Here is an 11,835-nt window from a genome sequence, read left to right on the forward strand (position 1 = left end):
AAGTTGCAACGAAAACGAAAAAGTTGCAACGAAATCCCCAAAGTTGCAACGAAACACCTTTCATTACTCGTGCACAAAAAAACCAGACACTTAAATGTGTCTGGTAGTCTATTATTTAGAAAGAGCTAAATCTTTTAACGAGCGACGCAAAATTTTTCCGGTCGTATTCTTTGGTAATTCAGTTAAAAACTCAAAGTTACGAGGTATTTTGTATTTCGCTAAATGCTCAGCGCAATAAGAACTTAATGTTTCTACATCAGTTGTTTCATCTTTTACTACTACATACGCGTGAACTGCCTCTCCAAAGTTTGCATCAGGCATGCCTATTACAGCTGCCTCTACGACACCAGGATGTGCGAATAATACTTCCTCTACTTCACGTGGATAGACATTGTAGCCACCGACAATGACTAAATCTTTTTTACGATCCACTATATAGAAATAACCATCTTCATCGATTTTAGCTAAATCCCCTGTATACAACCAGCCATCGCGAATCGTTGCAGCAGTTTCTTCAGGCATTTTGTAATAGCCTTTCATAACGTTTGGTCCACGTACAATTAGCTCTCCCACTTCGCCTACTTGAACATCCTCGCCTAATTCATTTACAATGCGATTTTCAACATTTCGAATTGACGTACCAATTGAACCTGGCTTACGATCCCGATCCAGTGGATTGAAACAAGTTACAGGTGAAGCTTCAGACAAACCGTATCCTTCTGAAATACGCACTTTAAACTTATCTTCAAAGTTATGAAGCAATGCTACTGGTAATGAAGAACCCCCTGAGATTGCCAATCGTATTGTTGAAAAATCTTCAACACTCGTCTGTGGAGATTGATATAAGAAATTATACATGGTTGGAACCCCTGCAAAGACAGTAGCTTGTTGATTCTTAGCCATGTCAAACACATCTTGAGGGGTAAATCGTGGTACAAGTAAAATCGTTGCTCCTTTTAAAAGTGGTGCATTTACCACAACGGTTAGTGCAAAAACATGGAATACTGGCAATGTAGCCAACACTTTATCTGAACCAGTAAATCCTAAATAATCTGCCGTATCACGCGCGTTTGAGAATAAGTTCTCATGCGTTAACATTGCTCCTTTTGGACGTCCTGTTGTGCCAGATGTATATAAGATAACTGCATTGTCATCTGGTGAAATATCGACTGGTAATACGTCAGGTGAAGATGTCTTAATTAACTGTGTAAACGGTTTCACTTTCTTGCGAACATCTTCTGGAAGAGCAGAAATCTTTTCCCCTGCCTCTGGTGTTGTTTCACAGATGACATATGTAAGTACAGAAGGGAATGAGCCAGATACTTTTTCAATCAATGGTAATAACATATCAAGCGCAATTACTGCCTTAGCGTCGCTGTTTTGAAGAATGTAAGAAATCTCATCAGGTGTATAAATTGGATTGATAGGAATTGCCGTTGCCCCTAAACGCATTGTTGCATAAAGTGAAATTAAAAAATGTGGTGTATTACCAAGTAAAAAAGCAACATGATCACCTTTTTCAACACCTAATTCACGTAAGGCTGAAGCGAAGCGTGAAATGGATTGATCAAACTCTGCATACGACGTATCGCTACCCATAAAATGATAAGCTGTTTTATTCGGTTGTTCTAAAGCAGTTTCAAGAACACGAGACACTAAATTCATATGTAATTCCCCTTTGTATTGAATGAATACTCATTCATTATTCAATATCTTCATTATATAAGAAATGTTCTGTCAATACAAGAAGCACCGAGAAATTTCACGGTGCTTCGCTTCCAAGGGTATTCGTCACAGATAAGATTGCTCCTGCGGTTACTCGTCGCAGACTATGCTCTGACATGTGCAATGTAGCGCCAGCGAATTAAGAAATAATAAACGATTTGAATGAAGGTAAAGCCGATTAACACTAAAATCATTTCACTTAATATAGAAACTTCAGCTAAATTGCTCCAAATGACTTGCAATGATAAGAATGAAAATGCGCTATGCAACATGGCAATACCCCATGGCAAGAAAAACTGTGGAATGAGTTGACGATTGACGATTTTTATTAGTTCCTGGTCTGTTAAACCCATACGTTTTAATAAATCAAATTGGCGTTTATCTCGATCTAACCCCGTGTACAACTTGAAGTACACAAAACTACCCGCAGCTAATAGCAAGACGGCTGCAACCATTAACCCTGTAAATAACAACAAAGAAAACGTTGCTCGAATAAACGAGTAATTTAAGCCAGGGTTTTCAAAGTAAAACGGCAGATTAGTAAATCTACCAGCATCAATTGATTCTGATACTTGCGATTCAATATCTAATCCGATTGACTTTGTCCGTTCCCATTCTGCTACGTGGAAAGCAAAGAATTTATAAGAAGAATCCTCTATGCTCTTTCCACTAAACGGCTCGTCTATTATTTGATAATCTTCGTCGCTCACTGCAATAATGTTCGAACCAATAATCATAGAAGGAAACAGCATTTGTGGGTATACACCGCGAATTTGAATTGGGACATTACTTTCTTCAAGGACTGTTTGTATTTCTTTATTAGTTAAACTCTCAACTGACTCCTCTGAATATGGAATAAACATTGCTTCCCCGGTATCTAACTCGATCAGGGGGGAGCCAAGTGCGACAGCCAAACTATTGACATCCGACTCTCTTAATACATCAACTGAATTCCGTGAAAACGAAGATGTTTGCTGTTTAATTAGAAACGGCACAAGTGAATAGGACAACCCTTGCTCTTCTAATTCATTTCGTAAGGCAGAGATATGATCCGATTCATAAGGATTTGTCATTTCACTTGTATAGATGAGGGATAGTGGATTTAACTGACGGTATTGACCGGTATAAGATGATAAAGAAGTTAAGGTTCCTACAGATAGAAATGCAACGGTTGAAACAATCGTAACGATAAAATACATCCTTGCATTTTCACGTAATTTCACAGCTACTTCTGAAATAGCAATCAAACGATAGGGTTGCCAGTAGAGTGACTTTCTTTTTCTAATTTGATGAAGTAAGAACAAGATGCTATGAGTAAAGAAAAAATAGGTCCCAAGTGCTGCAAGTGGTGGCAAGACAATGGCAAGTGCCAAGACAACATTCATCGAAGTAAAAGCAGCTGCCCCGTAAGCAAATAACAACATGCCAATCCCAAGATATGCTTTTATGGTTGAATAATCTTGCAGTTCATCCGTTTTCCAATACCCACGAATAAGTTCAATAATTTTTTGCTCTCGAATAAAGACCACGCTTGTCATTGCAATAATGATGAAAAGGCTGAAAAAGGCACCAATTGTCAATGCAAACGGTCTGAAGGACACGTATAAAGGTAAGCTTTCTAATTGCAATAATTCACGAACAATCATGAAGAAAAACTTGGAGAAAGCATAGCCAAAAAAGATACCCGTTGCAACGGATACGGCACCAATCAACATTGTCTCAAGGAAAATCAATTGGTTTAATTGTTTCTTTTCCATCCCAAGTTGAAGAAGTAATCCAAACTCTTTGGACCGTGCTTGCAAAAAAGCGCTCATGGAATAGAACAAGAAAAATAATGTGAAGATATATAAAATAATTTCGGCTACAATCATTCCGGACGCTGCAAATTCCCTTAAAAATTCATCTTCAATTTTCGGGTGAAACAATAACATGGAGTACATGAAAAATACCATGACTGAAAACATACTCGCCATGAAAAAGGCTGCATATATTCTTCTGTTTCGAACGACATTACGGTAAGCGAATTGTCGAAAGGTCATTGACATTGCCTCCCAGCAAAGACAACACATTCAAAATGCGTTGGAAAAAGGTTTGTCTTCGATCATCACTATAAATTTCATTGAAAAACTCGCCATCTTTTATAAAAATCACACGATCACAATAGCTTGCCGCAATTGGATCGTGTGTGACCATTAGAATAGTCGTTTTTTGTTCTTGATTTACTTTTACAAGAAGTTCTAGCACATCACGGGATGCTTTGGAATCCAAATTTCCCGTAGGCTCATCCGCTAAAATAAAGGTCGGTTTGTGAATAAGTGCTCGGCCAATTGCTGTACGTTGCGCTTGTCCTCCTGAAATTTCATTTGGACGTTTTTCAAGAATTTGATCTAAGTCTAATTTCTTAGCCAATTCCTTAATTCGTTTCTTCATTTCGTCAATTGGGATACTATCTAAAGTTAATGGAAGCACCAAATTCTCTTCTACTGTTAACATTTGCAATAAATTAAAGTCTTGAAAGACAAAACCGAGCTGTCTCCGACGAAAAAGAGCCAACTCGGTTTTAGTCATTTCTTCGGGACGCTGCCCATCAATTGTAATGGTACCGGAAGTAGCCGAATCGATTGTTGAAATTAGATTGAGGAGTGTCGTTTTACCGCTTCCTGAAGGACCCATAACTGCGACAAACTCACCCTTGTTGACTTCAAAACTAAGTTGATTAATCGCACGATGGGTCACTTTTCCCTCGTACACTTTGGTCACTTCCGCCATTTTCAGTATCGTCATCTTCCGTTCCCCCCCCTCTCTGCTCCTGGTTGATGTTGAAACAATACTGAAACAATCGTTCCTTTGCCTTGCTCAGACATTATGCTCAGTTCGTGACCTAGTTTCTCACAAATTTCATTAGCTAAATACAATCCCATACCTGTACTTTCACCGGTCTTTCTTCCATTTTCGCCTGTAAAGAAAGCTTTCATTACTCGCGGAAGATCAGTTGGCGGAATTCCAATTCCTTCATCTCGTACCTTAAGCAATACTTGTCCCTGTTGACAAGTTGCCTGGATATGTACTTTTTTGCCTTCTTCAAATGTGTATTTCACTGCATTTGTAATGAACTGACCAATGACAAATCTCATCCATTTTGCATCCGTAGGAACGATGAATTTTTCATCGATTGAAATGACCGGATACACATGATGTGTGATAAATAAACGTTTATTTTCAGACACGATTTCTGTTACCAATGTTTTTAACTGTACTTGTTCAATTTGCATATCTTGTTCAAATGTATCAAGTCGAGCATTGATTAAAACTGAATCAAGTCCTCGTTTTAACCGATCGATTTCTTCTTGCATGCTTTTTTTATCAAGCTCACCATCTTCTTGAAGGAGCAATTCAGCTACTGATAATGGAGTCTTCATTTGATGTACCCATTGATTCATAAACTGCAAATGACGATTTTGATTAGCATATAAGGCTTCTACTTCATTTTGATATAAACGATATAACCCGTGAAGATATGCTTCAACTTGATATTGTTCAGGTGATTTTCCGTCACGTTGCAATGCAGCTTCCATTTGAGTAGGGCGTGACAATAATTTGTGGTAAAAGCTATAGCGCTTCACATACCTTCCAAATAAGAACGAAAATATCAGTAACGTACTAATGACAACAGAATAAATAGCAGTATCGATATTCCGAAAACCATCTAACCAATATAGAGACATGATGAAGAGCACCATAATCAGTTGGAAAATTACATATGCAACATGTTCTTTAACAAACAAATGAAAACTCATCATGACTCCTCCGTGCTCAATACAAACCGATAGCCTGCTCCTCGCACAGTTTCAATAGATGACGTAATTCCATAGTCTTGTAACTTTTTACGGACACGGGTCATGTTAACGTTTAAGGTATTTTCATCAACAAAAGCTTGATCATCCCATAATTCTTCAAGCAATTGCTCTCGAGTTACCACTTTAGGTGACTGACTTAATAATAGCTCCAATATTGTACATTCTCGCTTTTGCAGTGGAATTTCAAGAGAAGCAAAATGCAGTTCCATTCTCTCTAAATATAAACATAATTTGCCAAGCTTAACGGTCCTTTCTTCTTGTTTCATCGCATACTCACCGTATGTTCTTCGTAAATGACTTCTTATTTTGGCTAAGACGATTTCATAGTGGAAAGGTTTCGTTATGAAATCATCGCCTCCATTTTCTAAAGCGAATACTTGGTCCATATCCCCTGACCTAGCTGATATAAACAAGATTGGACAAGTCGTTTTCGTACGGAATTGACGGCACCAGTAGTACCCATCATAAGAAGGTAAATTAATATCTAACAAAATGAGGTGAGGATCAAACTCTTCAAATTCTTCTAAAATAAGATCAAAATCTTGAACTGTTTTCACTTCATAATGATATTTACGTAAGGTATCGGCAAGTAGTGAGGCGATTTTACGATCATCTTCAACAATATAAATACGATGGGTCGACATCTTTTCTTCACCCTTTACTCTTTTTCTTAATTGTACTTAAGAACAGCCCAAAGTGCTACTTTTGCTAGATTGTAGATTGAAAGAGTGAATTCAACATTGAAGTTGCTACGGCTAGACAGTTTGCGGTTCCAGGTTGACGCTTTGTCGATCCAGGTTGACGCTTTGCTGTTCCAGGTTGTACAAAATACTATTTAGACGAATAAATGAAAAATAGCCTGACCGAAGTCAGGCTACAAGGTGAATTAATAAATTAATTGAAGGAATTGTTCTTTCGTTATGCCTCCTAAATAAGTGGTGATTTCTAAATCCCCTAATGCTTCTGAAATCACTGATTTGTCATATGACACACCTATCAAACGCTTTTCGATGTCAGCAACGTCACCGACTCCAAAGAAATCTCCGTAAATATGTGCATCTTCAATCAATCCATTTTTCACTTGTAAACGCACATCAATTCCTCCGGTAGGGAAACGTTCTGAGTGAGACATGTTAAAAGCTGGAGATTTTCCATAGTTCCAATCCCAGTTACCATAACGCTCTTTTGATAATTCTTTAATATTTGTCCAGTCTTCTTCAGTTAACACCATTTCTTTGATGTTTTCTTTGCCACCAAAAATCGACTCCAGCAATGTTAAGCGGAACTCTTCAATCGATGTTTTCTGTTCCAAAAACTCTGTAATGTTGGCGACACGGCTACGAATTGATTTAATACCTTTTGATTCGATTTTATCCTTGCGTACTTTAAGAGCAGAAACTACAGCATCAATTTCTGTATCAAACATCAATGTACCATGGCTAAACATCCGACCTTTAGTAGTGAATTGTGCATTTCCAGAAATTTTACGTCCCTCGGCTAATATATCATTGCGTCCAGATAGTTCTGCATCAACGCCCATTTCTTTCAATGCATCAACGATAGGTTGTGTGAACTTTTTGAAGTTACGGAAGCTATCACCATCATCTTTCGTAAGGAAACTAAAATTCAAGTTTCCAAGATCATGATACACAGCTCCTCCACCTGATAAACGGCGTACTACGTGAATTCCATTGATGTCGACGAAGTCCGTATTTATTTCTTCTATTGTGTTTTGGTTTTTGCCGATAATAATAGCTGGTTCATTGATATAGAACAGGAAGAAAGAATCTTTATCAACATCCATTGTTTTCAATGCGTATTCTTCAATCGCTAAATTTATGCGAGGATCAGTAATTCCTTTGTTATCAATAAAATACATAAAGTATCGCTCCTTTTAAACGTGCTACATACACTATAAAGGAAAATTCTCATTTTGTGTTGACAAATGTCTGACTGTTATAATACACTACTATAAACAATAACAGTACTAGTACAGTATGAAAAAAGGAGGACAACGACATGATTGACAATGTAATCGAATTCTTTAAAAATCTTCCGCCGAAAAAATGTACACAATGTGGTGATAAAATCGAAGAACAGCATGAATGCTACGGCAATACTTGCGACAAATGTAACCACTTATAAAAAAAGTGCAAAGCTCCATTTGAGCTCGGCTCAAAAAAAAGCAGCCGTTCAGGGTTTTCTCCTGAACGGCTGCTTTTTATTATTCATGAATATGTGAAAATCGTCGTTTAAATATAACCATAAAGTAAGAAATGGTGCATCCAACAGCAACAATAAAGAAGGTGAATAAAACACTATTATTCCATTGGATAAAACTAATATCTGTTGAAGATATCGCTGCTTTGAAGCCTTGAACGGAATAAGTCATTGGTAACCATTGGTTAAATATTTGCAAAGGTCTTGGAATTAATTCAAGTGGGAATGTACCAGCACTTGTTGTTAACTGCAAGATGAGAACTAAAATAGCTACAAAACGTCCACTGTCGCCAAGAACCGATACGAGCAATTGAACAAGAGCTAAGTATGTGAAACTTGTCATAATGGCGGTAGCAATAAACCACCCAAGATTGACGGGTTCCAACCCTAAACCAAAAAGTAAAATACCTACAGCCATTAATGCTTGCGCAACTCCAACTATGCCTAACACGACCATTTTACTTGTTGCCCATGCCCATCCGCTCGTTGGTGGAATAGCTGATTGGACAAGCGGGAAAACAATTGAAATCATTAATGCTCCCACAAATAGTCCAAGTGACAAGAAATATGGTGCAAACCCTGTACCATAGTTAGGAACATGATTAATTGCAGATTTAGTAACTTCGACTGGAGATGAAGCCATGTCTATAGTATCAGCTGTCGGGTTAACTTCATCAGCTTTAATTGAAGCATCAGATAGTTTATTTTGTAAAGTAGTTGTGCCTTGTGCAAGTTCCACTGTTCCATCTACAAGCTGACTTGATCCTTCTGCAATTTCACCCGATTTCAAAGCAAATTCAGATGTACCTGAAGTTAATTGGGTTGACCCTTGTACTAGTTGCTGTAAACCATTAGAGAGGTTTCGGCTTCCAGTAGATGCACTTTCTACTCCTTTTTGAAAATCACTTAATTTGTTCGTAAGTGTGCCACTAGCAGTTGCTAAGCCTGAAGCTCCTTCGTTTAACGTAGTTGAAGACTGCGTTAAAGTTGTAAGTCCTTTAGCTACTTCTGTATGTCCGGCCGCTAATTTCCCAGCTCCCGTTGAAGCTTGATTCAAACCACCGCTTAGCTGTTCCGTTCCACCTTGAAGTGCACCTAAGCCTTCCGAAACTTGTGAACTTCCTTGTTGTAGTTGTGTGAAGGCCCCTTTGAGAGCCACTTGTTGTTCCTCAGGCAAAGATGCTAAAATCGGAGCCATTTGTTGTGATAAAGACTCGATTCCAGAAGTTACTTGAGATGCCCCTCCAGCTAATTGTCCAACTGATTGATTTGCTGTCGCTGCACCTTCTTGAAGTTGATTCAAAGCTGCTACAAGTTGTTGCTCTTTTTCATTTGCCGTAGCCATTCCAGCTGATATTTGTGCGACTCCTTGTGTATATGTTGCAACACCCTCTTGTAACTGGCCAGCACCTGACGATAAGCGACTAGATCCTTGTTGTAGTTGTGTCGCTCCAGAATATAGTTTGCCAAGTCCTGAATTCAACTCAGTAGCTCCATTTGATGCTTTTACAGTTCCTGAAGCTAATTTTGTCGTACCATCTGCTAAATCAACAGAGCCGCTAGCTAATTGCTCTAAATATCCTTTTAAATCTGATGCACCAGAAGATAACTTATTTGCCCCAGCTGTTAATTTCCCAGCCCCATCTGCTGCATCTCCGTAACCATCACCCATTTTCGAAATGGATGCAAAGAGTTTTTCGGAATAGCTTGCAACGACTTGCTTATTTACCTCCGCACGAATTCTTTCCATTGCAGTTTCTCCAATTTGTGCTGACAAGAAATTGAAGCCTTCATTAGGTTTGTATTCAATCATTAATTTTTCAGGTTGTTTATCTAAAAGAGTTGTTGCGTGTTGTGAAAAATTTGAAGGAATTTCTATTACCATATAATAATCTTGATTTTCTAATGCTTCTTCACCTTGCTCTTTTGATACTTCGACAAAATGAAATTGTTTACCTTCTATTAGTTTCTTTGTAACATCTTTTCCTACAGACAATTGTTCACCCTCTAGTTCTGCTCCTAAATCTTCATTAACAATAGCTACTGGGAGCTCATTTAACTGTTCATACGGATCCCAGAAAGCCCATAAAAACATTCCCGCATATAATACGGGGATAAAAAGCACAGCTAGTACCGGAATCAGTAATTTTTTATTTTTGAAGATATTTAAGAATTCTTGTTTTATCATTAAAATTTCCTCCTAATAAAGTATCTTTAATACTAATTGACCAATATGTCCAATTGGTCATATTATTCCAAAAAAAGAGTCTCACTTGATGAGACTGCGAAAAATCGTATCACGAAATACGTCTACAATTTTTTCTTCTGATAAGGCATGTTCATGCGTAACTTGCCAATCTACTGCAAAGGCCAAATAGGCTTTAAATAATAAATAAGCAACAAGCTCGACATCCACTTGTCTTATTTCGCCTTTAGCAATAGCTCGTTCGATATGTTCTGCGATATATTGCAAAATTTCTTTTTCTACTTTTACAAGAACCGCTTGAACGATTGGTGTTTGCATATCTTTTTCTTCAGCAATTAACTTTGCCAGCAACGCATGACGTTCCCGGAATTCCAGCATTTTCATCAAAACGAGATGAGCGTTATCCTGGAACGAACACTGATCAGAAATTACCGCATCTTTTTCTGCTTTCATTTCATGAATCATTGTAAAGACGATTTCATGAAATAATTCTTCTTTATTTGCGAAAAACGTATATATCGTCCCTTTTCCTACGTTCGCAAGCTTTGCAACTTGGTCCATGGTAGTCGCTTTATAGCCGAATAAAGAAAATGATTTAGTCGCCGCTTCTAAAATTACTTGTCTGCGATCCATTTATGGTTCACCCCGTATCAATAAAAAAATGACTAAAAAACCACATTGGTCATTTAGTCATTATTTTACCTGTTTTATAAAATTTTTGCAAGAATATATTTGTAAACTTACTTTTTATAAATCATTGATCAATCTTAAAATATAGTATGTACTAATTATGGTCAATACCGTTGCAATGAAGGATCGCACGAAAAAGCTCATGATTCCATCGAAACCTAAGGGATGAAAAATAATAATTTTTAAGAGGTAGTCAAACACATATATAAGGATAATGAATATTAAATATTTTAAAATGGCATACACGAAATCTACACTCCTAAACTCATATTCTCATAATTTAAACTATACACCATTTATAATTAAAAAGGCTCAGTTAAACGATATTGTTGATTTTCGTTCCAACGCACTTTCATGTTTCGAAGCTAGCAAAGCGATGCAGCGCACTTTCATGTTTCGAAGCTAGCAAAGCGATGCAGAAACAGAAACAGAAACAGAAACAGGCGGATGCTTTCCGCGGGCGGTCACTAGCCTCCCTCGGGCCAACAGGATGTTGGTCACGAAGGCATTGTCAAATTTCTTAGCCCTGCATTTTGCGACGAGTAACCGCAGGAGCACCACGAAGTGACGTACTTTGCCTTCTCTCCTTATTTATGCTCACTGCGGGGTCTAGTTTGGACACGCTTATCCCGCTGGAAAAATATTGAACGAACTGTCATTTCGTCCAATATCTTTGCGACGAGTAACCGCAGGAGCACCATGTTTTCCCGCGCCTTCTACTACAATCATTCTAGTGAATAAGTATATGAGATAGCTTTCGATTTAGTGATATGGAGCAAAACAGTGAAGACACCAGCGGGAAAAGCGAAGTGCAGAACTCCACTCGGACGTTAAGTCCGAGTTAGTTCGGCGCAAGCCCGCGGAAAGCGTAACTGTTTTGCGGAATATCAACAGCAACATTTAATATAGCCATTAAAAAAGAAAAAATCCAAGACCCTTTACGGACTTGGATTAAACAGTTCTAATTAGTTGGATTCACAAACAATTCTTCTAATACTTTCTCAACTGCCGCTTTCCCTTGATCAACACAATCTGGTAAGCCAAGACCTTCATAAGAACTTCCAGCAAGCTGAATCATCGGGAAATGTTCTTGAATTTCCTTTTTCGACTTAGCCACTCGTTCTCTATGTCCTACAA

At 38.0% G+C, this 11,835-nt stretch carries 9 protein-coding genes and 1 pseudogene; 1 reads left to right on the forward strand and 9 read right to left on the reverse strand.

What is annotated here, in order from left to right; genetic code table 11:
• Positions 1-111: 111 nt before the first annotated feature.
• From WBG45_RS16195 to WBG45_RS16220, 6 genes are all read right to left on the reverse strand, one after another.
• Positions 112-1,665, reverse strand: a complete 1,554-nt coding sequence (locus WBG45_RS16195; RefSeq protein ID WP_424416118.1) for a fatty acid--CoA ligase family protein — start codon at positions 1,663-1,665, stop codon at positions 112-114.
• Between the two features lie 164 nt (positions 1,666-1,829).
• Entirely contained in the window at positions 1,830-3,764 is a 1,935-nt protein-coding gene (locus WBG45_RS16200; RefSeq protein ID WP_424416119.1) for an FtsX-like permease family protein, read from the reverse strand.
• Positions 3,736-4,509, reverse strand: a complete 774-nt coding sequence (locus WBG45_RS16205; protein WP_424416120.1) for an ABC transporter ATP-binding protein — start codon at positions 4,507-4,509, stop codon at positions 3,736-3,738. Before WBG45_RS16205 ends, WBG45_RS16200 begins: the two co-directional genes overlap by 29 nt.
• A complete protein-coding gene (locus WBG45_RS16210) occupies positions 4,506-5,522 on the reverse strand; it encodes a sensor histidine kinase (RefSeq protein ID WP_424416121.1) in 1,017 nt (338 codons plus the stop codon). The genes WBG45_RS16205 and WBG45_RS16210 overlap by 4 nt, the downstream gene beginning before the upstream one ends.
• Positions 5,522-6,226, reverse strand: coding sequence for a winged helix-turn-helix domain-containing protein (locus tag WBG45_RS16215; protein ID WP_424416122.1), 705 nt, complete (start codon positions 6,224-6,226; stop codon positions 5,522-5,524). Before WBG45_RS16215 ends, WBG45_RS16210 begins: the two co-directional genes overlap by 1 nt.
• Before the next feature lie 242 nt (positions 6,227-6,468).
• Positions 6,469-7,461 carry a lipoate--protein ligase gene (locus WBG45_RS16220; protein WP_424416123.1) on the reverse strand — a complete coding sequence of 331 codons (993 nt, stop codon included), beginning with the start codon at positions 7,459-7,461 and terminating at the stop codon, positions 6,469-6,471.
• 140 nt (positions 7,462-7,601) lie between these two features.
• On the opposite strand from WBG45_RS16220, the gene yhfH reads away from it, so the two are divergent.
• Positions 7,602-7,727 carry a protein YhfH gene (gene yhfH / locus WBG45_RS16225; protein WP_424416124.1) on the forward strand — a complete coding sequence of 42 codons (126 nt, stop codon included), beginning with the start codon at positions 7,602-7,604 and terminating at the stop codon, positions 7,725-7,727.
• A gap of 79 nt (positions 7,728-7,806) precedes the next feature.
• Here the strand turns inward: yhfH and WBG45_RS16230 are convergent, their stop codons facing one another.
• The 3 genes and pseudogenes from WBG45_RS16230 to WBG45_RS16240 all read right to left on the reverse strand — a co-directional run.
• Complete coding sequence (locus WBG45_RS16230; RefSeq protein ID WP_424416125.1) at positions 7,807-9,990, reverse strand: YhgE/Pip family protein; 2,184 nt, start codon at positions 9,988-9,990, stop codon at positions 7,807-7,809.
• An 81-nt stretch (positions 9,991-10,071) separates the two neighbouring features.
• Positions 10,072-10,641, reverse strand: coding sequence for a TetR/AcrR family transcriptional regulator (locus WBG45_RS16235; RefSeq protein WP_424416126.1), 570 nt, complete (start codon positions 10,639-10,641; stop codon positions 10,072-10,074).
• Between the two features lie 1,018 nt (positions 10,642-11,659).
• Positions 11,660-11,835, reverse strand: a pseudogene (locus tag WBG45_RS16240) (protoporphyrinogen oxidase); the annotation flags it as partial.

This window comes from Paenisporosarcina sp., assembly GCF_049671445.1.
GTDB lineage: Bacteria > Bacillota > Bacilli > Bacillales_A > Planococcaceae > Paenisporosarcina.